The sequence below is a fragment of the Phaeobacter gallaeciensis DSM 26640 genome, from assembly GCF_000511385.1.
Lineage (GTDB): Bacteria > Pseudomonadota > Alphaproteobacteria > Rhodobacterales > Rhodobacteraceae > Phaeobacter > Phaeobacter gallaeciensis.
Map to the genome: position 1 here is coordinate 1465758 of NC_023137.1, position 24552 is coordinate 1490309.

The following is a 24552-nucleotide window of genomic DNA, read 5'->3' on the forward strand; positions in this document are numbered from 1 at the left end:
TGGGTTAGCCCCCGGCAAAGCCAAAGGCACGCAGACCGTCCAGCACAAACTGGACCGACAGCGCAGCCAGCAGCATCCCCAAGAGGCGGGTCACGACGGTAATGCCTGTCTTACCCAAAAGCCGCTCAAACAGGCCGGAGAACAGGCACATGACCAGCAGGATACCCAGCACCGCAAAGACGACGCCCATCACCATGGCAAACCCGGCAAAACCCGGCTGCTGCCCGGTCAGCAGGATCACCGTCGCGATGGAGCCGGGGCCGGCAATCAGCGGGATCGCCAGCGGGAAGACAGAAGGATCGTCGAAATCATCTTCCTCGCTGCGGTCCTCACGCCGCTTGTTGCGGCGCTCAAACAGCATGTCGAGGGCGGTCAGGAACAGCAAAACGCCGCCCGCGATGCGGAAAGCCGCCATGGAAATCCCGGCAAACCCCAGCACCGCCTCACCAAAGGCAGCGAACACTGCCAGCAAGATCGCCGCCGTCACAGTCGAGCGCAGGGCAATCGCCCGGCGCTGCGCCGGTGTCATGCCTTGCGTCAGCGCCAGAAAGATGGGGGTCAGGCCAATCGGATCCACGATCACAAACAGGGTGACAAAAGAGGTGATCAGAAAGGCCGTATCCATCACAGCGCCTCCGCTTTCTCAAGCTTCTCCACGGCCTTCAGCCACAGATCCTCTGCCCGATCCTGCGCTTCCATCACTTCGGCGTATTTGCGTTGCCAGACCACGGCCTCATCCTTGCGCTCTTCGTCATAGAGGGCCGGATCGGCCAGCTTTTTAGCCAGCTTGTCCCGCATTTCACTGACCTTCTCCAGCCGTGCTTCACCTTTGCGGACTTCGGCGCGCAAGGCAAGCAGCGCGTCGCGCGAGGGGCGTTTGGGCTTTTCGGCCTTTGGTTTGGATTTGCCTGCGGGTTTGTCGCGTGTCAGCAGCAAATCGCGGTAGGAGGGCAGATCCCCTTCATAGGGCTTCACCGTGCCGCCGGAGACCAGCCACAACCGATCCGCCACAAGACTGAGGAGGTGCATATCGTGGCTGACCAGAATGACCGCGCCGGAATAGGCGGTCAGCGCCTCAACCAGCGCTTCGCGGCTTTCAATATCCAGGTGGTTGGTCGGCTCATCGAGGATCAACAGATGCGGTGCGGGCAGGGTGGCCAGGAGCAGCGACAGACGCGCCTTTTGCCCACCGGAGAGCCGCCCGACCTCCGTATCCGCCTGATCGGACCCAAGACCAAACCCCGCCAGCCGCGCGCGCAGCCGGGCCTGTCCCTCATTCGGGCGTTCGCGTTGCAGATGCTGCAAGGGGGTTTCGTCAATATGCAATTCATCCACCTGATGCTGGGCGAAAAACCCGATCCGAAGCTTGCTGGATTGGGTCATCTTGCCGCCCATCACATCCAGGCGCCCGGACAGCATTTTCGACAGGGTCGATTTGCCCTCACCGTTTTTGCCCAGAAGCGCGATCCGGTCGTCCTGATCGATGCGCAGATCCAAGCGGCTCAGGATCGTAGTGCCGTCATAACCGACCGATGCGCCCTCGGTGGCGATGATCGGCGGCGACAGCTCTTCCGGTTCGGGGAAGGTGAAGACCGTGCGCGCCGCATCTTCGGGCGCGCGGATGGTTTCCATCTTCTCCAGCATCTTCACCCGGCTTTGCGCCTGTTTGGCCTTGCTGGCCTTGGCTTTGAACCGGTCCACGAACGCTTGCAGATGCGCGCGGCGCGCGTCCTGCTTCTTGGCTTGCGCGGCCTGATTGGCACGGTTGGCTGCGCGCTGGCGGGCAAACTGATCGTAGTTGCCGGAATAAAACGTCAGCCCGAGGTCTTCCAGATGCAGGATACCGTTCACCGAGCGGTTCAACAGCTCGCGGTCGTGGCTGATGATGATCACGGTGTGCGGGTATTTGACCAGATAGGCCTCCAGCCACAGCGCGCCTTCCAGATCCAGATAGTTGGTCGGTTCATCAAGCAGCAGCAGATCCGGCTGCGAAAACAGCACCGCTGCCAGTGCCACCCGCATCCGCCAACCGCCGGAGAAATCCGAACAGGGGCGCTGCTGCGCCTCATAGTCGAACCCCAGCCCCTTCAGGATCGAGGCGGCGCGCGCCTCCGCCGACCAGGCATCGATATCGCTCAGCCGCGTCTGAATTTCGGCGATACGGTTGGGGTCCGTTGCGGTCTCTGCCTCCGCCAGCAGCTCCGCCCGCTCGGTGTCGGCTGCCAGCACCGTCTCAATCAGCGACACATCCGAGGCCGGGGCCTCCTGTGCGACGCCCCCTATACGTGATCGGCTGGGCAGGGAGATACTGCCGGATTCCAGCGACAGCTCATTGCGGATCAGGCGAAACAGCGTCGTCTTGCCGGTGCCATTGCGGCCAACCAGCCCGACCTTGTGGCCTGTGGGGATCGTGGCGCTGGCGCCATCGAACAGAAGACGGCCTTCGACCGCATAGGAGATATCGCTAATACGTAACATAGGGGCGGTGTGACCCAGCGACCCGGTGCTGTCAATCGGCCACGGCACGGCAGATGGGGCAAAGCGCGCCGCAAGGCGGGGGAACGGGTATATATGTCGCGACTTTGGCCCGCTGATGGGCCGCGTCGGGCAGGGGGAGTGCAACAACCCCCTTCCCATGAGGCGCAAGCCATGTTAGGCGGCGCGCGAAGTTTCCGGCCCCGGGAGGTCCTTTCCGCGGCCCAATATGCAGGAGTATGCCAAATGGCTCTGGAACGTACCTTTTCGATCATCAAACCCGATGCAACCCGTCGCAACCTGACCGGTAAAATCAACGCCAAGTTCGAAGACGCAGGTCTGCGCGTTGTCGCCCAAAAGCGCATCCACCTGACCAAAGCGCAAGCGGGCGAATTCTACGCCGTACACGCTGAGCGTCCGTTCTACGACGAACTTTGCGAATTCATGGCATCCGCGCCGATCGTTGCTCAGGTTCTGGAAGGCGAAAACGCCATCGCGAAAAACCGCGAAGTCATGGGCGCAACCAACCCGGCCGACGCTGCTGCGGGCACCATCCGCGCTGAGTTCGCCGAATCCGTTGGCGAAAACTCCGTTCACGGTTCCGACGCACCGGAAACCGCTGCGGTTGAGATCGCGTATTTCTTCTCCGGTCTGGAACTGGTCGGCTAAGCCACCGCTGTTTCAGCAGGAAGACAAGAGAAAGGCCGCGCCGGAGCATCCGGGGCGGCCTTTTTCATAATATACCTGTTGGTGCGAGATATACCTGTTGGTGCGAGCGTCAGTGATGTCGGTCAACTGTGACGCAGACGTTTCTCGCCTGTGCTGCTTACGGTCGCTCTACCGCTGCGGCGATGCAACCGGTGAGGCAGGTTACGGGCGGCCTTCAATGTCTTGCGGGTTGGGGCGTTGATATGATCGAACCCCCTGCGGGCCAGCCGTATGGCCAAAGGCTCGCCCGCCATCGTCTTTTTTTCGAGATGCCGCCTCAGAATGGCAACATTACGCAAATTGGCTTTCCAGCCGATGTCGAACAGATCGCCCACCAAGGGGATCGTGCCGATCACCGCGTCAACGCCAATGTTACCGACCATCCGCGCAAGTGTACCGGGTGACGCGCCCATGCGGTAGCCGGACAACACGATATACCCCGCCGGTGCCAGTGCCAGCGCGTCGCCGACACCCGGAACCAGTCCCAGGATGCTGTCCCAGCCGATCCGCGCGCCCAGAACAGGCACGCGGAAGGCGCGGTCCATGCCATGCGCCAGCCGCTCAAGCGACTGAAGGCGCTCCTCATGCGGGGTGTCGACATTAGGCATGTTGGGGTTCCCGTGCGATCACCCAGACGGCGTGAACGATGCCGGGGATATAGCCCAGCAGGGTCAGCAGGATATTCAGCCAGAAATGTTTGCCCAGACCGACTTGAAGAAAGACGCCCAGCGGCGGTAGAATAACGGCGGCGATGATACGAATAAGATCCATGATAGCTCTCCCAAAGTTTTGGTTGCTGTTACAGACACAACTCGCGCAGCTTGGGAATGGTTCCACTTTTCACTGCCGCTCGATCACACCGATCTCATTAAGCGCACGCTCGAATTCCGACTTACGGTCATCAAAGCTGCCAGCTTTCAGCGCATCAAATCGTTTGCGCAGCTCTGCTTTCTCGGCCCCTTTACAGTCGTTCCAGGGCCGCCCCTGCAGGGCCATCACCAAGACGTAATAACCGATGAAATGCGGCCGGTTGCCCGCCTCCAGCAGTCGGGTATAGGCCGCATCCGCCCCCAGCGCGCGCAGCGCCTCGGCAGAGGGGATGCCCGCCTTGGTGCAGGCCGCCTCAAAGGCAGGGCCAAGATTGCGGATGGAGGATACAGGAGTGGACATACCGGGAACATATCCGCCGGACGCTACTGTGTCACGGTGAGATTTTAGGGAAATTTGAAACATTTCTATGATGAATTGCACAGAGGTCGAACGCTAAGGTTGTGCTGGCGCTATCCTTTTTCGCGCCCGGAAACACCCACTGGATAGAAGATCGTGATCACTGAAGACCTTAATGTGAGATCAACACGCCCGCTCTGGGTCATCCCAGAACCGTCAGGATACGCCGAAAGGACTGCAGCATGATCTACCCTATCATTCTCGCCGGAGCCACAGCTTCCGATATCGCCAGCAGCGCAGATATGGTGCCCATGCATTTTGAAGACGCCACGGGTGTCGAGAGCCGCTTTCAAACTGTCCTGTCGGCTGTTGCCGCGCCTGAATTTCAGGCGCCGACAGTTCTGACCAGTGATATCTTTGCTGAGGTGGTTCACACGCAGATGGAGGCAACAGGCATCACCGGGCAGTTGCTGCTGGAACCCGGAGCCACCAAAACCGCTGCAGGTGTGATCGCGGCTTTGCATAGCCTGCGGGCAGCGGCTGACAGTCTTGTTCTGATCCTGCCTGCGGATCAGGATTTTGATGACGCCAACCAGCTTCAGGATGCTTTGGCTCAGGGGGTTCTGGCAGCGCAGCAGGGCGATATAGTGATGTTGGGGGTGCAAACGGATCGTGCTTGCCGCAGCCATGGCTACATTGAATGTGCCCGCAGCTTGGTTGCCGATGGCGTCACCCCGGTCAGCAAGTTCCTCGATCAGCGCAACCCGGCCTTCGATGGCTGGCGTGAACAGCCTGCCGCAAAGCTTTGGAACACTGGCATTTACCTTGCCCGGCTCGACACGCTGCTGGCAGCCTACAAAAAGCATGCCGCCCGGATCCTGATGCCGAGCAAGACGGCGGTTGCCCGAGGCCTTCAGGTTGACGGTATCTTGACGCTGGACGCCGAAAGCTATCGCCGCTCCCGTGACATCCCCTTTGAAAATGCGGTGCTGCGCCATCTTGATGGTCTTTCGGTTGTGGAACTTGATGCGGGCTGGAATGAACTTGACGCTTGGCAGGTGGAGCCTGAGGTCGCCAGCGATGCCGAATGGGAGGCTTGGCTGTCCGGTAGCGTCTCCGGTGAGGCTGGCTGGTGCAAAACCCTGCCGCATAGCCGCAGGGCGCCTGCCGAACGCCCCGCCGCCACAATGCGCGAGAGCAGCGATGCCGCGACGTTGGCTAGCTGGTATAGCGATCAGCTGCGCGAAGGGGGGGCTCGCACTGCCGACCAAGGCGCGATCGAGAGCTGGGGTCACAGCGAGACTCTCGATATGGGCGCGCAGCATATCGTCAAACATTTGACTGTGTTGCCCGGACAAAGCCTGCCGCTTTCGGTGGCAACCCTCGGCACCCATTGGCGGGTGGTTGAAGGATCCGCAATGATCTCGTCGCAGGAGCGGGTACAGATGGTCTGGCGGGATCAGAGCCTCACCAGCGGCGGCGAAATTCAGCAGATCGATAATATCGGCATTCGCCCCCTGCACCTGATCGAAGTGGCGCCGGCCCGCAGCGTCCGGATGGCAGAACGCAGGATCCTGTCTGGCGTTGCTTAGAGGCCCAACCGGACCACCTGCAGGGGTTACTCATCAGCTCACCAGAGAGACACGGGCCGCAGTATTTCGCGGCCCGGTTTGCCTTTGGTCTGGACCAAACATCTAGCTCCTGAGGGACGGTGCGGAGAGACGTGCCTCGCTCCCAGCAGGCCGCAATGCCTCCACCGCATCGTGCTGGCTCAGGAAGACCTTGCCAGTGAGGTGATCCAGCAGCGCCCCGCGCCGCAACCGGTCCATCACCGGCCCCTTCACCTCTGACAGATGCAGCATCACGCCCATCTCTGACAGCCGGTGCATGATTTCCTCTAGGGATTCCAGTGCACTGAGGTCGATGTCGTTGATCGCGGCGCAGTGCAGCACGACATGATCGATGACAGGGTCATCCGCCACCCGCCTGTGGATGCAATCCTCCAGAAAACGAGCGTTGGCAAAAAACAGGCTCTCGTCGACGCGCAGGGTCAGCAGGCTGGGGTAGGTCTCCACCTCATGGCGCAGGATATTGCGGAAGTGTTCGGTGCCCGGCACCCGACCCACCTCGGCAATATGCGGGCGGGAAGATTTGTAGAGATGCAGCAAAATCGACAGGACCACCCCAGCCGAAACGCCCGCCTCGACACCCATCAACAGCGTCAGCGTGATGGTGGCCAGAACAGCGGCAAAATCTGCTTTGGAATAGTCCCAGCTCTTGCGCAGGATAGAGAAATCCACCAACCCCAAAACGGCGGTGATGATGGTCGCGGCAAGGGTCGCCTTGGGCAGGAAGTAGATCAGCGGCGTTAGGGCAACGGCGGCAATTGCCAGCCCAACTGCGGTGAACGCGCCCGCTGCAGGGGTTTCCGCTCCGGCATCAAAATTCACCACTGAACGGGAGAACCCACCGGTCACCGGAAAGCCGCCGGTAAAAGCCGCGCCAAGGTTGGCGGTGCCCAGTCCGATCAGCTCCTGATCCGGGTCGATCCGCTGCCGCCGCTTTGCGGCGAGCGTTTGCGCCACGGAAATCGATTCCACAAATCCGATGACGGAAATCAGTACCGCAGGTAGCAGCAGCTGCGCCAGCAGATCCTGTGACAGATCCGGCAGAGTGAGGGGTGGCAGCGCTTGCGGCACCGCGCCGACAATCTTCACACCACTTTCTGCCAGCCCTAGTCCCCAGACGGTCAGCGTGGTCACGACAACCGCCGCAACTGGCCCGGCTTTGGTCAGAAAACCCGCCATGCGCGTCCCGACCCCGAGCCGACGCAGGGCCGGGTTCAGCCCGCGCCGCACCCAGAACAGAAATGCTGTCGCGCCGCCGCCGATCAGCGCGGTTGGCCAGTTGAGCTGCGGCAGATGCTCCAACAGTGACAGGACCAACTCCGGCAGCGTATGACCTTCGGCTGTGATCCCTAGCAGGTGCTTGATCTGACTGGTGGCGATCAGCACGCCGGAGGCGGTGATAAATCCGGCAATCACCGGATGTGACAGGAAATTTGCTAGAAACCCCAGCCGCAGCAGCCCCATCGCCAATAGGATCGCGCCCGACAGCACGGCCAGCGACAGGGCCGCAACCGCGTAGCCCATGCTTCCCTGTGCGGTGATTTGGCTGAGGCTGGCGGCAGTCATCAGCGACACCACGGCGACGGGGCCCACCGCCAGCGCCCGACTGGTGCCAAACACCGCATAGAGCAGGATTGGCACGATTGAGGCATAAAGCCCGGCCTCAGGCGGCAAACCCGCCAGCAACGCATAGGCCAGCGACTGCGGGATCAACATGATGGTGACAATCACCGCTGCGATCAGGTCATTGGTCAGGGTCAGTCGGTCATACTCCCGCCCCCAGGTCAAAAGCGGGACATAGCGGGTCAGGAGAGAGGGCATTCAGGTCTTTCTTTGCGTGTCACGTGCAGTCTGGCAGCGGGAGGCGTGTCAAACTCGTAGGTTCCCTTGAACGACAGCGCCAGGGGGGGGCAAGCTGCAGACTGCACAACAGGTTTGGGATCAGAGCTTGCAGCTGCGCAAACCAAGCATCGTGTAGACTGGGCAGCTGCGGGTGAGCGCCACCAGAAGCATCACCACCCCGACAACCACCGACAACACCGTGGCCCAGGTTGCGGCAAAAATGGCAAATCCGCTGACAAAGGGCGCGGCAATGAGGGCCACGCCCAGCATCAGGCGTATCATCCGGTCGAGGGTGCCGACGTTTCTGGTCATCTTATCTACTCCTTGGCGATATCTCCCCACCACAAACAGCAGATGCCTTGTCGATGTCTGTGACAAAGTCACCCTTGCGCAGGTGTATCGTCAAATCCGGGGGGGCCGGTGGGTTAGCGCCCGGCCAGCTGCTGCAACGCCTCGCGGTTCACCAGGTCGATACTGCCACGCGCCAGCTGCACCCAGCCACGGCGCTGAAACTCCTGCATCTGGCGCGACACCACCTCGCGGGCGGTGCCCAGATCCACGGCCAGTTGCTGATGGGTCACCGCCAGATGATCATCTGCTCCGGCCAGATCCAAAAGCCCCTGCGCCAGCCGCACGTCAACGCGCTGAAACGCAACCTCGTCAATCACCAGAAACAAATCGGTGATCCGCTTGGAGAAGGCCGAGAAGACAAAACTGCGGAACTCTGCCGAGGTGGCGACCAGCGCGTCAAACACCGAACGGGGCAGGGCAGCGGCGGCAACATCTGTCTCGGCAATGCCTTCTGCTGCGTAATCCTCATAGGCCAGCAGGCAGGCGGTGGTCAGCACACAGCTTTCGCCCGCATTGATCCGGTACAGCAGGATCTCGCGCCCGCTGTAGGAAACCTGCTGCACCCGCACCGTTCCGTCCAGCAGGAACAGCATGTTTTCGGGTGATTTGCCGGGTCCAAAAATCACTGTGCCTTTCGGCACGTTTATCTGCACGGCCTCAGCGAGGATATGCGCCTTGGTTTCTGCATCCAACCTGGCCAATCCGGCGAACCGATCAATCCAGAGGGGGTGTGCCGGGGTCATAGCTGTCATTCCGTTCTTGCCTGCGCCATTCTGCCATCTTCACCTGCGGACCAGAGGTTTGACCCTGCTCAGCCCTGTCAAAGCCCGTTGAAACAGGCTGTGCAACGGCTTTTTCAGCGGTTAGCATAAACCGGCGCTATTCTGAAAACCTGAGACCTGTCGCCGCGCTGCGGCTTTCTGCCACCTGCAAATCTGCGCTCCGGTATTAGCTTTGTCACAAGAAAAAAGGCCACCCCACCACTGTTCGTACTCCAAACCGGTCGGGGGTGGCACCGAATTCTAGGAAAGAGACCAGATATGTTTGATGGGCTGACAGCCGAGACACTGGCACGGATGCAGTTTGCGTTCACTGTCTCGTTTCACATCATTTTCCCGGCGTTCTCCATCGGTTTGGCCAGCTATCTGGCTGTTTTGAACGCGCAATGGCTGCGCACCCGGGATGAAACCTACTACACCCTGTTTGAATACTGGAAGAAGATCTTCGCGGTTGCCTTTGGCATGGGGGTCGTCTCCGGTATTGTGATGTCTTACCAGTTTGGCACCAATTGGTCGGTGTTCTCCGATAAGACCGGCCCGGTGCTTGGCCCATTGATGGCCTATGAGGTGCTGTCTGCGTTTTTTCTTGAGGCCGGGTTCCTCGGCATCATGTTGTTTGGACGTGCTCGTGTAGGGGACAGGCTGCATATGTTCGCCACTGCCATGGTGGCCTTTGGCACGTTAATGTCAGCGACATGGATCCTGAGTGTGAACAGCTGGATGCAGACGCCTGCAGGATACAGCATCAATGACGTGGGCCAGTTTGTGCCAGAGGATTGGTGGCAGATCGTCTTTAATCCCTCTTTCCCCTACCGCTTGGTGCATATGGTGCTGGCGGCTTTCCTCACCACTGCGCTGGTGGTGGGGGGCGTTGGTGCCTTGCACTTACTGCGCGACAAAACCGATGCAGCGGCGCGACGGATGTTCTCCATGGCGATGTGGATGCTGGTGGTGGTCGCCCCGCTCCAGATCTTCGCCGGGGACACACACGGGCTGAACACACTGGAACATCAACCCGCCAAGGTGATGGCAATGGAAGGTCACTATGACAGTCACCCTGAGGGGGCACCGTTGATCCTGTTCGGGCTGCCAAATGCCGAAACCAAGTCAATCGACTATGCGATTGAGATCCCAAAGCTCTCGAGCCTGATCCTGAAACATGATCTGAACGCGCCTCTGGCCGGGCTGGACACCATTCCGGACGAGGACGAGCCACCGGTCGCGATCCTGTTCTGGAGTTTCCGTGTTATGGTAGGCCTAGGCTTTGTGATGGCGGGTCTTGGGCTCTGGTCGCTCTGGGGGCGTTTACGCGGGCAGCTCTATGACAGTCGCTGGCTGCACCGCGCTTCGATTGCCATGGCGCCGATGGGGTTCGTCGCAGTTCTGGCCGGTTGGATCACGACTGAGGTTGGGCGCCAGCCGTTCACGGTCTATGGCCTTCTGCGCACCTCTGACAGTCTGGCGCCGGTGTCCGCACCTGCGGTCGCGGCCTCGCTGACAGCGTTTGTGATTGTCTACTTCTTCATCTTCGGGGCCGGAACCTTCTACATCCTGCGCATGATGAACAAGGCACCTGCGACCCGCAATCTTGGCCTACGTGACGGGCCGGTGCGGGCGGCGGGGATCACCCCGGCGCAGCAGGTCGACCCAGACATCACCGATGATCCCACCCCGCAAGGCAACTGACAGAGGTCCTTACTATGTTGTTTGAACTATCCTTCATCTGGGCCGGGATCATCGCCTTTGCGGTGCTGACCTATGTTGTCCTTGATGGTTTCGACCTTGGTGTCGGCATCCTGTTCCCCTTTGCCACCTCTGAGCGTGACCGTGCCACCATGATGAACTCCATTGCGCCGGTTTGGGACGGCAATGAGACCTGGCTGGTGCTCGGCGGCGGCGGGTTGTTTGCGGTCTTTCCACTTGCCTATGCGGTGATCATGCCCGCGCTCTATATGCCCATCACCCTGATGCTGCTGGCGCTGGTGTTTCGTGGGGTAGCCTTTGAATACCGCTGGCGCACCACCCGCTGGCGCGGCGTCTGGGACAGCGCGTTCTTCGGCGGTTCCGTGGTGGCCGCCACCATGCAGGGCATCGCGCTGGGCGCGTTGGTGCAGGGAATCGAGATCGAAGGCCGCGCCTATGCAGGTGGTTGGTGGGACTGGCTGACGCCGTTCTCGGTCCTCACCGGGCTGGCTGTGCTGATGGGATATGCGCTGTTGGGCGCGACTTGGCTCAATATGAAGACCGTGGGTGAGTTGCAGCACCAGATGCGCGGCTATGCCCGCTGGCTTGGTGCCGGAACGCTGGCTGCGATCGCTCTGGTCAGCCTGCTGACACCGTTTCAGGATCCGGAGTATTTCCGCCGCTGGTTTAACCTGCCCGGTAGCCTGTTCAGCCTACTGGTGCCTGGACTGGTCGCGCTGTGCAGTTACGCGCTGTTTCAGGGGCTGAAGGGCACGCGGGATGCGCAGCCATTCCTCGCAGCACTTGGCCTGTTTGTCCTCAGCTTCATCGGGATCGGTATCAGTTTCTACCCGTTCATCGTACCACCGGGCCTGACCATCGCGGAGGCTGCCGCGCCGGATGAAAGCCTGATGTTCACATTGGCTGGCGCAGCGGTGCTGGTGCCACTGATCCTGGGCTATACCGCTTATGCCTATTGGGTGTTTCGCGGCAAAATCAACCCGGAGGAGGGCTACCATTGATGCAGGGAAAGCCCGCGGAACCCTCTCCTGCGCGCCAAGCCCCACAGCCCGAACCGGGTGCGCGGCGCCCTGTTGGTCGGCTCTTGTGGTTCGCGGCGATCTGGATTGCCAGCGTCGCAATTCTCGGCTGCGTGGCCTATGTCATCCGCTGGGCGGTGGTTCCCTGATCTCGGCAACCGGAGCGGGTTTATACGCCCATCATCCGCGCCGGACAGTATATTCAGGACTAAGAAAGCGCACTCAGTCACGGGCTGGGTGCGCATTCATGATTGAAGCCACTCCTACCAGATATGGTAGACGCCGGCTGGCGGTTTAGAAGAGGCCCGCTTCCTTCGCGGTCAGCGCGGCTTGGGTGCGGTTCTTGGCCTCAAGCTTGCGGCAGAGCGTGCGGACATGCAGCTTGATCGTGACCTCCTGCAACTCCAGCTCGCGGGCGATTTCCTTGTTCGACAGGCCGCGGCACAACCCGTCCAGCACCTCTATCTCGCGTGGGCTCAGCTTATCGGCGAGCGGGTGGGCAGGCGCCTCTGCCTCCTTGCGCATCAGCTCAACCGGGACATATATTTCCCCGGCGCTCATGAACCGCACGGCATTCAGAAGCGACTGCGCACCCATGGTTTTCGGGATGAAGCCGATAGCCCCGGCATCCAACGCCTCCTGCGCGGTGCGGCTGGGCGCACTGCCGGAGATGATCGCAACGCCCTTGCCACCATTGGCCTTCAGCGCGGTGCCTAACCCGGTCAGCCCCTGCATGCCGGGCATGTTGTAATCCAGCAGAACCAGATCATAAGGCCCGTTCTCTTCAATCTCGCTCAGCGCGCCGGGCAGATCGATGGTTGAGGTCACGGCAGCGCCGCCTTCTGACTTCAGATAGGCGGATATTGTTTCGCGAACCATGTCGTGATCGTCCGCCAAAAGAATACGCATGTGAGCTCCTGCTAAGTACCGACTTGGGTGTTAGGGTAACCGTAATTTGGTTGATAAAATGTCAATCGCACTGGATCTGGGCCAGAGTGGCCTTTGGCTGCGGGTCCGGCAATGGTTTGGGCAGCGCTGTGGATCCCGACGCCATGGGCCATTTTGCCCTTTTACGGGCGCAACCGCACGTGAAATCGACCTCTGGTGGCAAAAAATCGCAGTTCTGGTTACGAATCCTATACCAAAGAATAGCACTCTATCCGCAGGAACAGATGCCCGGCGCGGCGGTTTGTGACAGGTTGGAACCAGATCAGAGATGTGCATCACGGTTGGGACACCACCCTTATCCGCTGGGACGCACGGGCAAAAGGATTGACGCTATGAAACACTGGCACCTTCACATCGCGGCGCTGTTCGCAGCTGTTACACTGCTTTGCAGCCTGCCGTCCGGCGCAGCACAGGCATCTCAATCGGGTGCGCCCGTACTGACGGTGGCCATCAAACCTGCCGATGGCGGTGACATGCAGCGGCATGAATTTTCCATGGAGGAGCTGCGCAACCTGCCGGTGGCGCAATTTGATACCCGGACTATCTGGACTTCGGGAGAGCAGGCTTTCACTGGGGTGAGCCTATCCGCACTTCTGGCCCATGTTGGCGTCGCCGAGGGGCAGTCCGGTGTCGTGGTGGCCCGGGCGATCAATGATTACGCCGTCGAAATTCCCGTCTCTGACGCCACCAACGGAGGTCCGATGGTCGCCTATGAGCGCAATGGGTCGTCCATGTCGGTGCGCGACAAGGGGCCTTTGTGGATTGTCTACCCTTATGATAGCGATCCTACATATCGCACAGAGGCGGTTTATTCCCGCAGCATTTGGCAGCTTGAGGAGATCACAGTAGGCCAATGACCGGCACAAACAGAGGCCCTTCATAGGTGCGGCTCAGGGAGAACCCTTTGGTGTCGCGCAGCGTCCTGATCACCGTGGGCTTGGTTCTTGCCTTGCTCGCGGTGCAGTCTGTTCGACTGGGGCGCGAGGTGCTGGTGCGCCTTGAGGTCCTCTCTACCGCCGCAACCGACAGCCTGCAGTGGACCCTGTCTCAGGCCGAAATTGAACAGCTGAAGCTGGAAAATGTAGTCCTGTCAGCGCGCGATGCGCAGGATTTGTCGCAGGTCCGCCGCGAATTCGATATTCTCTACAGTCGCGTCGCCACCATTCGCGAAAGCCAGACTTTCAAATCCGTGCGCGAGGCCCCGGAAAACGCCCACATCCTGCAACGGATCGTGGCGCGGATCGATACGTTAATCACTTATATCGACGGCCCGGATGAGGCGTTGCTGTTCGGCCTTCCGCAGGTCGGCGAGATCCTGCGGGCAAACCGCGATGATTTGCGGGTGCTTGCGCTTGCGGGGCTTGCTGAACATGCGCGCACGACAGAGGAAAAACGCCTCAACCTCTTTGCGATCCTGTCCCGGCTGGCGTGGGTTGTGCTGGCGCTCTGCGTGGCGCTGGCGCTAACCGCGCTGATGATGGGGCGGCTCTATCAGCGCGGCAAACGTTTGGCCGAACGCACCCGCTTCGCGGTTGCGAGGATGCGCGCCATGATCACCTCCTCTCTGGATGCTATCCTGGTTGTTGGCGACGATGGCCGCATTCAGGAAGTGAACGGCGCGGCGGAGACGATTTTTGGCTATTCAAAAGGGGAGGCGACCGGCGCCGATATGGCGGAACTGATTGTTCCTGACCATCTGCGCGATGCGCATGAGCAGGGTATGCAGGCCTATCGTGCGGGTGGGACAGCTAAAGTCATCGGCCAGGGCCGTGTGCAATTGGAGGCCAAGCGCAAATCGGGTGAGATCTTCCCGGTGGAGCTGTCGATCATGGCCAGCCAATCAGCCGAAGAAACCGTTTTTGTCAGTTATCTGCGCGATATCTCAGACCGGATCGCCGCTGAGGAAGAATTGACCCGCACCCGCGATGAGGCGCTGGCAGGCGAGCGGGCAAAGGCAGATCTTCTCACCGTGATGAGCCACGAGATGCGAACACCTCTGACCGGTGTCCTTGGCGCGGTTGAGTTGCTGGACGCCACCCCCCTGTCGGCGGATCAGCGCGGCTATCTGTCGGCGATCCGCACTTCCGGCGACAGATTGATGGCCCATGTCGATGATGTCCTGCAGTTGTCGCAGTTGGAAACGGGCGTCGACTATGAACATCAGCGCATTTTTAACCTACGCGATCTGGTGCAGGAACTGATCGACACACATCAGAGCGTTGCGCGCCATGGTCGCAATGATCTCAGTCTGCATTGCAATCTTGGCGCCAGTGGAGATGTGCTCGGGCGCCCGGTTGCGCTGAAGAAGATATTGGTCAACCTGATCGAGAACGCATTGCAATTCACCACCGATGGGGCGGTGTCGGTCGATGTGCAGCGCCTCGGAAAGGGCGATACGGTCGAGATCAGCATCGCGGATACCGGTGCTGGTATTGCCGAACGTGATCTGGACCGGATTTTTGAGGATTTCATTCGCCTTGATGCGAGTTACGCGCGCAGCAGCGAGGGCACCGGGCTCGGTCTGGCGATCACACGTCGTATCGTTGAGGCGCTTGGCGGCGACATCTCCTGCGAAAGCGAGCTTGGGGAGGGGAGCCTCTTCACCATCTCGTTGCCACTGCCGGCCTCCCATGCCGGGGGGACGGTCGATGCGGCACCCGCCGAGCCGACGCCGATGCTGACCGCGTCGCACGCCCCGGGGCCGCAGCAAAGCGCGGACATCAGTCGGTCTGAGGACACGTCGGTGCGGATCCTTGTGGTCGAGGATAACGAAATCAACCGGCTTCTGGTGGAGCGGATGCTGACCAATCTTGGTCATCAGGTGGTGCTGGCCTCTGGCGGGGCTGAGGGTGTCGCCGCTGCGCGCGCCGAACGCTTTGATCTTATTTTCATGGATATCAGCATGCCGGAGGTAGACGGGATTGAGGCCACCCGCCAAATTCGCGAGCAGCATTTGGCAGATGGCACGCAGATCGTCGCACTCACCGCGCATGTGGCCGCGCGTGATCATGCGAGGATACGTGACGCCGGGCTGGCCGAAGTGGTGACCAAACCGGTTAGCAAAGCAACGCTTGCTGATGTGATATCGCGCTGGGTCAGCCGCGACCGAGAAGGCGGCGATGTGCCCGCTGCGTCGATAGCAGCCGCAAAGCGAGAGCAGGGAGTTGCCGCAGCACCAGGGCAGACGGATGTGGGTTTCACGGATCAGGGGTCAGATATCACACAGTTTTTTCAAGCCCTTGGGGCCGAACGCGGCGCGCAGTTTCTTGCCGGGTATCGGGAGGAAGTTGATCAGTTTCTCAGCGATCTGCGCAAAGCACAAACGCTGGATGCTGCGCAGCGGCAGGAGGCTCACCGGCTGGCTGGATCGGCTGCCGTGCTTGGGTTCACTGAATTGAGAGAGGCGCTCCTGACCATCGAACATATCGAGGCGGAAGAGATGCCGGACTTAATGGCCCTTGTGAGTGAGTGGGAACTGGTCAGCGGCGAGATTTCGGCAGCGCTTCCGGGAAAGGCCGTAGGCTAAGCCTTTGGTGGGCTGATCCTCAACGGACCTACTACAGAGAGGAAAGAGCTCGGCTTGGCGCGCAACAGCGCCCCGCCCAATTGCGGTGGCGGATGCCAATGAAACGAAGGCGCGCCAGCCCGCGAACTGGCTTCTGCAAACGCAGTAAAAAACGATGGCCCGCCACGGCCCCGATAGGGAGCCGATAACGGGCCAGTATCTCAATCTGACATTAGGATGCGCCGCGAGTTACACTGGCGGTTTTCCCTTCAGCGCGCGCATGACCATGGCCACCACAAAGAGGACAAGGAAAATGATGAACAGGATTTTTGCGATACCAGCCGAAGCTCCCGCGATACCACCGAAACCAAGCAGGCCCGCGATCAGTGCGACGACCAGAAATGTAAGTGCCCAACCAAGCATTTTCTCTCTCCTTCAAAAGGTTAGTCCACAATGCGTAGATGCAGAGGTAACGCGTCAGGGGCCGAATTGTTCCCGGCTGTTGCTTTCGGTGCAGTATGTTGCGGCGGTAGCCAAGCTTTGATCACCGCAGCAGAAAACGGGCGACACAGCACTGGCCAAGGATAAGAACCGATCTCTGCAGCCTCCAGTTCAGCCTCTGCGGCAGTGCCCATCAATACCAGTTTGCCATCACGTGCCAGTACGATTTGATCCAGCTTCAGTTGGTCCACTAGCGCGATCCCGGCCTCGGCAAACACCACCGCAATAGTGTCCTGGCGACAGATGTCGGCAATCGCTGCCTCAATCGACAGATGGCAGATCACCTGCGCATCGGTGTGAAGCTCATGAATCGTGTCGGAGATATCGCAGGTGGTTAAATAGTCTTTTGACGCAATAACATAGATAGCGCCCTTGGCTGCGGTCGAGGGGACCGGCGGATTGTCTTGCATAGGGGAGTGGCCTTTCGTTTCGTGCATATTGTGCCGAACTGGGCTAGGCTTGCATTAATCTGTGACATACCACCGAAGGGGATTCTGCATTGTTGACCACCGACTGCCAGGACTGCCCGCTGCGAAGCCGCGACATCTTCACTCCGATGAGCAAGGAAGAGTTGACCTTCACCCAAGGGTTCAAGACCGGTGAATTGGTGGTCGATCCCGGGACAACCATTTTGCTGGAAGGCTCAAACAGTCCGCAGGTCTATACGGTCCTCAAGGGGATGGGCACCCGTTACACCACGCTGGAAAATGGGCGCAGGCAAGTCATCAACTTCATCTTTCCCGGCGATTTCATAGGCCTGCAGGCCGGCCTTATGGGCGAGATGAAGCACTCGGTCGAGGCGACAACCAGCATGACCCTCTGCGTGTTTCGCCGGTCTGAGATTTTTCGTCTGTTCGAACAAAATCCCGCGCGCGCCTATGATCTGACCTGGATTGCCGCTGTGGAGGAGCATTTTCTGGGGGAGACGATTGCATCCCTGGGACAACGCGATGCCTCGCAGCGCATTGCCTGGGCTTTGGTGCGGATCTACCTGCGGCTGCGCGCGGTCGGACTGGAGGAGGGGCACACGGTGCCACTGGCCTATCGCCAGCAGGATCTGGCGGATGCACTTGGGCTGTCGCTGGTGCATACCAATAAACGGCTGAGAGCACTGCGTGAGGAGGGGTTGGCTGAATGGCAGAACGGTCTTCTGTCCATCACCGATCTGAACACCCTCGCGGAGCGGGCATTGATCGATCTTGAAAACCCGGAACGCCGTCCTTTGATCTGATTGCAGGTCTGTCGTATTGCTGTCTGCGTTTTGGGAAGGGTGCTGGATATCCCGCGGGATTTGATGGTATGGGCGCAGAAACTGCCTGTTGCGCTGATCATTGAGATCAATCCCCGACGAGACATCTCCAGTTAAGACGACCCTTGACGAAAAGAACCCTGACATGACCGATCAGACCAACGCCTCATCTCCGCTGCCCGCCAGCGCCATTCGCCACGCGGCACGCCTGTCAGTTGCCCCCATGATGGATTGGACCGATCGTCATTGCCGCTATCTGCACCGACTGCTGAGCAAAGAAGCGTTGCTTTATACGGAAATGGTAACGGCGCCTGCTTTGGTGCGGGGGGGCGCGCTGCATTTGCTGGATCATTCCGCGCAGGAGCATCCTGTCGCGCTGCAGCTCGGGGGATCGGATCCGGTCGAGCTGGCTGAGGCGGCGCGTTTGGGGGCGGAGGCGGGCTATGATGAGATCAATCTGAACTGTGGCTGCCCCAGTGACCGGGTACAGTCCGGCGCCTTCGGCGCGGTGCTGATGAAATCGCCGGATCTGGTGGCAGAATGTGTCGCCGTCATGCGGGCGAAGGTTGATGTCGAGGTCACCGTGAAGTGCCGCATCGGCGTCGATGATCAGGACCCGCAGGACGTGTTGCCCGTCTTTCTGGAGCGCATCCTGGCCGCAGGTTGTGAACGGGTCACGATCCATGCGCGTAAGGCTTGGTTGAAAGGGCTCAGCCCCAAGGAAAACCGCGACATCCCGCCCCTGGATTATGATCTGGTGCATCAGATGAAGGGGGATTTCCCGCAGCTTCATATCTCGCTCAACGGCGGCGTGGCGACGCTGGATGAGGCGCTGCCGCATCTGGAACGGGGCCTTGATGGTATCATGATTGGTCGCGCGGCCTATCACCAGCCCAGCGATATCCTGTCACAGGCGGATCTACTGATCTACGGAACGGGGCAAGCTTCGGATCCGGTGGCCGTGGTGGGGCAGATGTTGGAATATATCGACAACCAGATGGCTGAGGGCGCACGGTTGCATCAGATCACCCGGCATATGCTGGGGCTGTTTGCAGGGCGGCCCGGTGCGCGCAACTGGCGGCGGGTGTTGTCAGAGGGCGCAAGTCGGCCGGGGGCGGATACGCGACTGGTGGAAACCGCGCTGGAGCAGGTGACGGGGATCGCTGCCTGATCCGGCAGAGGCCTGAATGTGGGCTGATCAAGCACCATGTCTGCGAGACCCTGCGACCACGGGTCACTGCTGCAATCGGCTGACCCGCAAGAAATCCTGAGACAAATTTGCGCTCACCCTGTAGGGGAGAGATCGGACTTTCGCCCGCACCGTCCTTCACGATGGATCCACGTCGGGCCGGAATGCCGACCGCCACTGAGGAGAGCCGCCAATGTCAGCCCTGACCACCAGTCTTGTGACCACCGCCGCCCTGCTGCCGGAGCCTGCCGTACTGGCGCAGATGGCCGGCCTGCTGATCGTGACCGGCGCGGTTGCCGGTGTTCTGGCGGGCCTGCTGGGGGTTGGTGGCGGCATCGTTCTGGTGCCTGCGTTTTTCTATGTCTTCCAGACGCTTGGCTATGGCGGTGATCAGCTGATGCAGATGTGTCTGGCGACCTCGCTTGCGACGATCATTGTGACCTCCCTGCGCTCGGTGATGAGTCACAATAAGAAGGGTGCGGTGGATTGGGAGATCCTGCGCGGCTGGGGACCGGGGATTGCCATCGGCGCCATCATCGGCGTCACGGTGGCATCCTCGCTGCGCTCCACCACATTGCAGGCGCTGTTTGGCGTGCTGGCGTTGGTGATCGGGCTTTACATGGCTTTTGGGCGCGCAGACTGGCGGCTGGGACAGGAGATGCCAAAGGGCGCACGGCGCATGGTTCTGTCGCCGATGGTGGGGTTTCTGTCGGTGCTGATGGGCATTGGCGGGGGCAGTTTCGGCGTGCCACTGATGAGCCTGCATGCAACGCCGATTCACCGCGCGGTGGCGACGGCGGCGGGCTTTGGCGTGATCATCGCGGTGCCCTCGGTGATCGGGTTTCTGTTCCTGCCTGTTGAGGCATCGGTGCGCCCGCCGCTCACCGTTGGGGCGGTCAATCTGGTCGCCTTTGTGGTGGTGATTGCGATGACGCTGATCACCGCCCCTTGGGGGGTGAAACAGGCCCATGCGATGGATCCGAAACCATTGAAGCGCGTGTTTGCGGTGTTTCTGATCCTGGTGGCGCTGAACATGCTGCGAAAGTCGCTCGGTTTTTGATTTTTGTTGAGGTTTCGCAATGATCTGGCAGGATTTCTTAACGCGAGGATGGTGTCACTTTCCCGCCGATGCAGCGACCTTGGCCTGGGCGCGATATGCGCATCAGGCAGGCGTTCAGGCGTTAGCGGATCCGGCGAATGCCGACTGGCTGCAATGCGAGGGGACCTGGTTCATTGGGGTAGATGCGCTGCCCAATGATGCGCGTGGTCAATTGCCCGCTGGTCCGGCACTGGCGGGGCCAGCCATCGATTTTATCAACTGGCATCTTGGGGGGCTGCCGGATCTGCATCGCGGGCAGGTGTCTTCGGTCTTTCCCGGATATCCTCGGCCCCGTCCGGGAGAGGATGAGGCGGCTTTGCGCTACCGGATCAAACGGGATGCGGCCCATGTCGATGGGGTGAAGATGTTCGGCGATGCCCGTCGCCGCCGGGTGGAGGAACCGCATGCCTGGGTCCTCGGCCTGCCGTTGAACGACAGCAGTCCCGATGCCTCACCTCTGGTGATCTGGGAGGGCAGTCATGTGATCATGCGCCGTGCCTTTGCACCGGTGTTCGACGGCATCCCATCGGAGCAATGGGGCGAGGTCGATGTGACCGACGCCTATACGGCCGCCCGCAAGCAGGTGTTCGAGATCTGTCCGCGTGTCACGGTGTCGGCAAAACCGGGGGAGGCCTATCTGATGCACCGGCTATGTCTGCACGGTGTTGCGCCCTGGGCAGAGGGCGCCAGCGCACCTGAAGAAGGCCGCATGATCGCCTATTTCCGACCTGAGATGGCGGATTGGACAGATCCGTCGCGGGGTTGGTTGTCTTAGGTCAGTAACCCTGCCGAAATGTTTCGCGTGCGAAACAATAGGTCAGGGGTTGTTCCGCATGATTTTCAAAAGGTTACCGAGCTGCGCGCGGCTTTCGGTGGCAGAATACTGTGCGTTGTCAGCCCGCTGTCCGTTGCCGCGCAACAGTTGCCGCGCGCCGCGTTAGCTGCGGTTTAGGCGGGCGTTGCGGCCGCCGCGGCGCTTGGTCAGCTCCTTGGCACGGTCGGGCAGGGTCTCCAGCAGCTCGGCGCGTTCGGCGTTGCTCATTTTGGACCAGCGGGTGATCTCATCAATGGAACGATAGCAACCGGTGCAGATCCGCGCTTCCGGGTGGACGACACAGATTTGGATGCAGGGCGATTGCACCTCGTCACGTTTCCAGACCTCGTCGCTCATCAGCTTTATCCTGCCTTGATATGGCGCATCCGGTCGAGCGCCCCTTGCAGGATATACGAAGCGGCGACGTGATCGATCACCTCTGCGCGACGTTTTCTGCTCGTATCCGCCTCCAAAAGCGCTCTTTCGGCGGCAACCGTGCTTAAGCGTTCGTCCCAAAAGCCGATTGGCAGCTCTGTCAGCTTGGTAAGATTGCGGGCAAAGGCGCGGGTTTTCTGACAGCGCGGTCCTTCGGTGCCATCCATATTGCGGGGCAAGCCCAACAACAGTGCTCCGACCTCACGGGCTTTGACGATTTCGAAGAGGCGTTCTGCATCCAGCGTGAATTTCTTGCGCCGGATGGTTTCGAGCGGGGTGGCGACGGTGCCCATCCGGTCCGAAATGGCGACGCCCACGGTCTTATCGCCAAAATCCAGCCCGGCAATCGGAGTGAAATTCGGGACGGCCGCCGCAAAGGTTTCAAAGTCGTCGTAGATCATTGGGATAGTCCTGCCTGTTTGGCGGCGGCGGTGATGGTGGCGAGGGCCTCGGGCACCTCGGCGAAGACCTCTTGCGCCTCGGCATAGATGGCTTGCGCGCGCTCGGTCTGGTTCAGCACCGTGAGGGCGCCGATCAGCCGCGCCCATTCCTGCGGCGTGCCACCTGTGGTGGCCAGCCGGTCCGAGAGGCCCTCAACCATGCCACGGATCATCTGTTGGCGGTCTTCAACGCTCATGTCTTCCGCGGCGGCGATATCATCGGCGCTGGGACCTGCAGCAGGGGCGGCGGGGGCGCGGCCCGGTGCAGGCACGCTGCCGGGGGTGATCGGTGTGTACTCAACACCGGCGCGATAGGCGATATCCTCAATCTGGGCAGTGATGGCGGTGACCCATGGCGCGCCTTCCGGTCCCATGGCGAGGGTTTCGCTCCAGACCTCATAGGCGACATCAGGGCGGCCGATCTGGGCCATCATCAGCCCCCAGTAGTAGCGCGCACCGCCATCGAAGCGGTCAAGTGTCAGGGTGGTGCGCAGGGCGTCTTCTGCCTCCGGGGAGACATAGCCGCCTGCGGCCATGATCTGCAGCTCTGCCAGCTCGCCGAAATCGCGGGCCTCAACATCGCCGGACATGATGCGGATGTAGTTTGCCTTGGCTTTGGCAGCGGCGGCGAAATTGCCGAGGTTGGCCTCATGCTGGGCCAGCAGTGCTTGACCCTGCGCGTCGTTAACGCGTTTGCTGGCCGTGTCGCGCAGCTGATCAACCAGTGTGGCGTAGCCCGGTTCTACCACGCGGGTGGGGCGTTCCGGTGCGTCGGCCTCCGCCTCAGCCTGGGTGGGGCGGGTGGCCGCGCGTTCCGCGGCGGCGTCGATGCGCAGTTGCAGGCCAAGGTCGCTGTAACCCGGCGCGCCGAGATTGGCATAGAGCAAGTAGGTGCCGCCGCAGACCAGTCCGATCAGCGCGATGGCCGCAGCACTGGTCAGGGCGCGGGGCTGGGTGTGGCCGCTGGCGGCGGCCTGGACCTGAGCGTCGGCGCTTAGGATGCGGCGGGAGATTTCGGTTCGGATACGCTCGGCATCGCTGGCCTGCAGAACCCCGCGCGCCAGATCCTTGTCCACATCGCGCAATTGCTGGCGATAGACCTGCAGGTCATAGGCGGCGGCCGGCTCGCCGCTGTCGCGTCCGCGCAGCAGCACGAGGGACAGCAGCGTGGCGGTGGCCAGCGTGATGAGGCTGATAACGATCCAGAAGGTCATGGGGGCTCCCGCAGTTTCAATCCCATGTATAGCGGTCTGGGGTCAGAAAAAAGGCCAAACGGCTGCGGCGCGCTGTCCCGGCAGATGGTGATGAGGATGCAAATGGTGCGTTGAGCCTGTGGTGTCTTTGCTGCCTGATGTCGCAACCATGCATGATTGCGACGATAAACGGCGCAGGTCAGCCTTGTCTGTGGTGCATACCCGTTAACAGTCTCGAACCACGGATTCGCCCATGAAACGTTATTCTGCCTTTGCTGTCGCGCGTGAGGCGCTGCGCTACCACACCGGATGGGAACGCGCCTGGCGCTCTCCCGAACCCAAACGCCACTATGATGTGATCATCGTCGGGGCCGGTGGCCATGGTCTGGCCACGGCTTATTTCCTTGGAAAGAACTATGGCATCACCAATGTCGCGGTTCTGGAAAAGGGCTGGCTGGGGGGCGGCAATACCGGGCGCAACACCACCATCATCCGCTCCAACTACCTTCAGGATCCCTCGGCGGCGATCTATGAGAAGTCGCGTTCGCTCTATGAGACGATGAGCCAGGACATCAACTACAACGTGATGTTCAGCCCGCGGGGCGTGATCATGCTGGCGCAGACTGAGCATGAGGTGCGCGGCTACAAGCGCACCGCCCATGCCAATGCGCTGCAAGGGGTGCAGACCGAATGGATCGAGCCTGCGCGGGTGAAGGAACTGGTGCCGATCATCAACCTCGAAGGGCCGCGCTATCCGGTTCTGGGCGGGCTCTGGCAGGAACGCGGTGGTACCGCGCGCCATGATGCGGTGGCCTGGGGCTATGCGCGGGCCTGTTCCAACATGGGCATGGACATCATCCAGCAGTGCGAAGTCACCGGTGTGCGCAATGAAAACGGCCGTGTCGTCGGTGTGGACACCACCAAGGGGGCCATCGACTGCGACAAGCTGGGCATGGTGGTTGCGGGCAATTGTTCGCATCTCTCCGAAATGGCCGGTTTCCGTCTGCCGGTGGAAAGCGTGGCGCTGCAGGCGCTGGTGTCTGAGCCGATCAAACCCTGCATGGATGTGGTTGTGATGGCCAACACCGTACATGGTTACATGTCCCAGTCCGACAAGGGCGAGATGGTCATCGGCGGCGGCACCGACGGGTTCAACAACTACACCCAGCGCGGATCCTTCCATCATATCGAGGAAACCGTGCGCGCCCTCAATGAGACCTTCCCGATGGTCAGCCGTCTGAAGATGCTGCGCCAGTGGGGCGGGATCGTGGATGTAACGGGCGACCGTTCACCGCTGATCTCCAAGACGCCGGTTGGCAATATCTTTGTCAACGCAGGCTGGGGTACCGGTGGCTTCAAGGCGATCCCGGGCTCCGGCTGGGCGATGGCGGAACTGATGGCCACAGGTCATTCGCCGTTGGCCGAAGAGTTTTCGATGATGCGCTTCAAAGAAGGCAAATTCATCGACGAGAGCGTCGCAGCGGGTGTGGCACACTGATGCCGCGC

26 protein-coding genes are annotated in these 24552 nt (G+C 60.7%); 12 read left to right on the forward strand and 14 right to left on the reverse strand.

The features are described 5' to 3' along the window. Nucleotides 1-4 precede the first annotated feature (4 nt). Nucleotides 5-625 (reverse strand): MarC family protein, encoded by a 621-nt coding sequence (locus GAL_RS07075; RefSeq protein WP_024096902.1) that lies wholly within the window; start codon nt 623-625, stop codon nt 5-7. Continuing rightward, nucleotides 625-2478, reverse strand: coding sequence for an ABC-F family ATP-binding cassette domain-containing protein (locus tag GAL_RS07080; RefSeq protein ID WP_040103981.1), 1854 nt, complete (start codon nt 2476-2478; stop codon nt 625-627). Before GAL_RS07080 ends, GAL_RS07075 begins: the two co-directional genes overlap by 1 nt. A 243-nt stretch (nt 2479-2721) precedes the next feature. Between GAL_RS07080 and ndk the strand changes: the two genes are divergently transcribed. Further along, complete coding sequence (gene ndk / locus GAL_RS07085; RefSeq protein WP_024096904.1) at nt 2722-3144, forward strand: nucleoside-diphosphate kinase; 423 nt, start codon at nt 2722-2724, stop codon at nt 3142-3144. A 122-nt stretch (nt 3145-3266) separates the two neighbouring features. Here ndk and GAL_RS07090 read toward each other — a convergent pair whose 3' ends face one another. From GAL_RS07090 to GAL_RS07100, 3 genes are all read right to left on the reverse strand, one after another. Further along, nucleotides 3267-3791, reverse strand: a complete 525-nt coding sequence (locus GAL_RS07090; RefSeq protein WP_024096905.1) for a DUF4112 domain-containing protein — start codon at nt 3789-3791, stop codon at nt 3267-3269. After that, the gene (locus GAL_RS22170) at nt 3784-3954 is read right to left on the reverse strand and encodes a YqaE/Pmp3 family membrane protein (RefSeq protein ID WP_014874958.1); all 171 of its coding nucleotides are present in this window, start codon (nt 3952-3954) and stop codon (nt 3784-3786) included. Before GAL_RS22170 ends, GAL_RS07090 begins: the two co-directional genes overlap by 8 nt. 69 nt (nt 3955-4023) lie before the next feature. Next, nucleotides 4024-4353 (reverse strand): TfoX/Sxy family protein, encoded by a 330-nt coding sequence (locus GAL_RS07100; protein WP_024096906.1) that lies wholly within the window; start codon nt 4351-4353, stop codon nt 4024-4026. A 239-nt stretch (nt 4354-4592) separates the two neighbouring features. Here GAL_RS07100 and GAL_RS07105 point away from each other — a divergent pair, with 239 nt between their 5' ends. After that, nucleotides 4593-5942 (forward strand): mannose-1-phosphate guanylyltransferase, encoded by a 1350-nt coding sequence (locus GAL_RS07105; protein WP_024096907.1) that lies wholly within the window; start codon nt 4593-4595, stop codon nt 5940-5942. Nucleotides 5943-6044: 102 nt separating this feature from the next. Here GAL_RS07105 and GAL_RS07110 read toward each other — a convergent pair whose 3' ends face one another. The 3 genes from GAL_RS07110 to GAL_RS07120 all read right to left on the reverse strand — a co-directional run bounded on the left by GAL_RS07110 (nt 6045) and on the right by GAL_RS07120 (nt 8914). Continuing rightward, nucleotides 6045-7799: a SulP family inorganic anion transporter gene (locus GAL_RS07110; RefSeq protein WP_024096908.1), complete on the reverse strand. Its 1755-nt coding sequence runs from the start codon at nt 7797-7799 to the stop codon at nt 6045-6047. A 120-nt stretch (nt 7800-7919) separates the two neighbouring features. Next, nucleotides 7920-8132, reverse strand: coding sequence for a YgaP family membrane protein (locus GAL_RS07115; protein ID WP_024096909.1), 213 nt, complete (start codon nt 8130-8132; stop codon nt 7920-7922). 113 nt (nt 8133-8245) lie between these two features. Further along, the gene (locus tag GAL_RS07120; protein ID WP_024096910.1) at nt 8246-8914 is read right to left on the reverse strand and encodes a Crp/Fnr family transcriptional regulator; all 669 of its coding nucleotides are present in this window, start codon (nt 8912-8914) and stop codon (nt 8246-8248) included. A 297-nt stretch (nt 8915-9211) separates the two neighbouring features. On the opposite strand from GAL_RS07120, the gene GAL_RS07125 reads away from it, so the two are divergent. From GAL_RS07125 to GAL_RS22175, 3 genes are read left to right on the forward strand one after another with little or no spacing between them, the layout of a single operon-like run. Beyond that, nucleotides 9212-10636 (forward strand): cytochrome ubiquinol oxidase subunit I, encoded by a 1425-nt coding sequence (locus tag GAL_RS07125; protein ID WP_024096911.1) that lies wholly within the window; start codon nt 9212-9214, stop codon nt 10634-10636. 14 nt (nt 10637-10650) lie between these two features. Beyond that, nucleotides 10651-11655 carry a cytochrome d ubiquinol oxidase subunit II gene (gene cydB, locus GAL_RS07130; protein ID WP_024096912.1) on the forward strand — a complete coding sequence of 335 codons (1005 nt, stop codon included), beginning with the start codon at nt 10651-10653 and terminating at the stop codon, nt 11653-11655. After that, entirely contained in the window at nt 11655-11822 is a 168-nt protein-coding gene (locus GAL_RS22175) for a DUF2474 domain-containing protein (RefSeq protein WP_024096913.1), read from the forward strand. The genes cydB and GAL_RS22175 overlap by 1 nt, the downstream gene beginning before the upstream one ends. A gap of 145 nt (nt 11823-11967) precedes the next feature. Here the strand turns inward: GAL_RS22175 and GAL_RS07135 are convergent, their stop codons facing one another. Then, entirely contained in the window at nt 11968-12582 is a 615-nt protein-coding gene (locus GAL_RS07135; RefSeq protein ID WP_024096914.1) for a response regulator transcription factor, read from the reverse strand. A gap of 263 nt (nt 12583-12845) precedes the next feature. Here GAL_RS07135 and GAL_RS07140 point away from each other — a divergent pair, with 263 nt between their 5' ends. Together GAL_RS07140 and GAL_RS07145 are read left to right on the forward strand one after the other, a co-directional pair. Further along, nucleotides 12846-13478, forward strand: coding sequence for a molybdopterin-dependent oxidoreductase (locus GAL_RS07140; protein ID WP_040103982.1), 633 nt, complete (start codon nt 12846-12848; stop codon nt 13476-13478). A gap of 50 nt (nt 13479-13528) precedes the next feature. Beyond that, the gene (locus GAL_RS07145; protein ID WP_040104002.1) at nt 13529-16147 is read left to right on the forward strand and encodes a hybrid sensor histidine kinase/response regulator; all 2619 of its coding nucleotides are present in this window, start codon (nt 13529-13531) and stop codon (nt 16145-16147) included. A gap of 228 nt (nt 16148-16375) precedes the next feature. On the opposite strand, the gene GAL_RS22180 is transcribed toward GAL_RS07145, so the two are convergent. Continuing rightward, on the reverse strand, nt 16376-16549 hold the full coding sequence (locus GAL_RS22180; RefSeq protein ID WP_014880317.1) for a DUF1328 domain-containing protein: 174 nt from the start codon (nt 16547-16549) through the stop codon (nt 16376-16378). Between the two features lie 20 nt (nt 16550-16569). Continuing rightward, nucleotides 16570-17037 (reverse strand): hypothetical protein, encoded by a 468-nt coding sequence (locus tag GAL_RS07155; RefSeq protein WP_024096917.1) that lies wholly within the window; start codon nt 17035-17037, stop codon nt 16570-16572. Nucleotides 17038-17126: 89 nt separating this feature from the next. Between GAL_RS07155 and GAL_RS07160 the strand changes: the two genes are divergently transcribed. The 4 genes from GAL_RS07160 to GAL_RS07175 all read left to right on the forward strand — a co-directional run bounded on the left by GAL_RS07160 (nt 17127) and on the right by GAL_RS07175 (nt 20939). Then, nucleotides 17127-17858 carry a Crp/Fnr family transcriptional regulator gene (locus tag GAL_RS07160; protein WP_040103984.1) on the forward strand — a complete coding sequence of 244 codons (732 nt, stop codon included), beginning with the start codon at nt 17127-17129 and terminating at the stop codon, nt 17856-17858. 163 nt (nt 17859-18021) lie between these two features. Further along, nucleotides 18022-19047, forward strand: a complete 1026-nt coding sequence (dusA, locus tag GAL_RS07165) for a tRNA dihydrouridine(20/20a) synthase DusA (RefSeq protein ID WP_024096919.1) — start codon at nt 18022-18024, stop codon at nt 19045-19047. A 211-nt stretch (nt 19048-19258) separates the two neighbouring features. Continuing rightward, a complete protein-coding gene (locus GAL_RS07170; RefSeq protein ID WP_024096920.1) occupies nt 19259-20125 on the forward strand; it encodes a sulfite exporter TauE/SafE family protein in 867 nt (288 codons plus the stop codon). Between the two features lie 19 nt (nt 20126-20144). Then, nucleotides 20145-20939: a phytanoyl-CoA dioxygenase family protein gene (locus tag GAL_RS07175; RefSeq protein ID WP_024096921.1), complete on the forward strand. Its 795-nt coding sequence runs from the start codon at nt 20145-20147 to the stop codon at nt 20937-20939. A 162-nt stretch (nt 20940-21101) separates the two neighbouring features. Here the strand turns inward: GAL_RS07175 and GAL_RS07180 are convergent, their stop codons facing one another. Genes GAL_RS07180 through ccmI form a run of 3 tightly spaced genes read right to left on the reverse strand, consistent with a single transcriptional unit; the run spans nt 21102 to nt 23067 of the window. Beyond that, nucleotides 21102-21335 (reverse strand): DUF1289 domain-containing protein, encoded by a 234-nt coding sequence (locus GAL_RS07180; protein WP_024096922.1) that lies wholly within the window; start codon nt 21333-21335, stop codon nt 21102-21104. A 5-nt stretch (nt 21336-21340) separates the two neighbouring features. Continuing rightward, complete coding sequence (ruvX, locus tag GAL_RS07185) at nt 21341-21814, reverse strand: Holliday junction resolvase RuvX (protein WP_024096923.1); 474 nt, start codon at nt 21812-21814, stop codon at nt 21341-21343. Beyond that, nucleotides 21811-23067, reverse strand: a complete 1257-nt coding sequence (gene ccmI / locus GAL_RS07190; protein WP_024096924.1) for a c-type cytochrome biogenesis protein CcmI — start codon at nt 23065-23067, stop codon at nt 21811-21813. The genes ruvX and ccmI overlap by 4 nt, the downstream gene beginning before the upstream one ends. A gap of 232 nt (nt 23068-23299) precedes the next feature. Between ccmI and GAL_RS07195 the strand changes: the two genes are divergently transcribed. Then, nucleotides 23300-24544 (forward strand): sarcosine oxidase subunit beta family protein, encoded by a 1245-nt coding sequence (locus GAL_RS07195; RefSeq protein ID WP_024096925.1) that lies wholly within the window; start codon nt 23300-23302, stop codon nt 24542-24544. Nucleotides 24545-24552 lie beyond the last annotated feature (8 nt).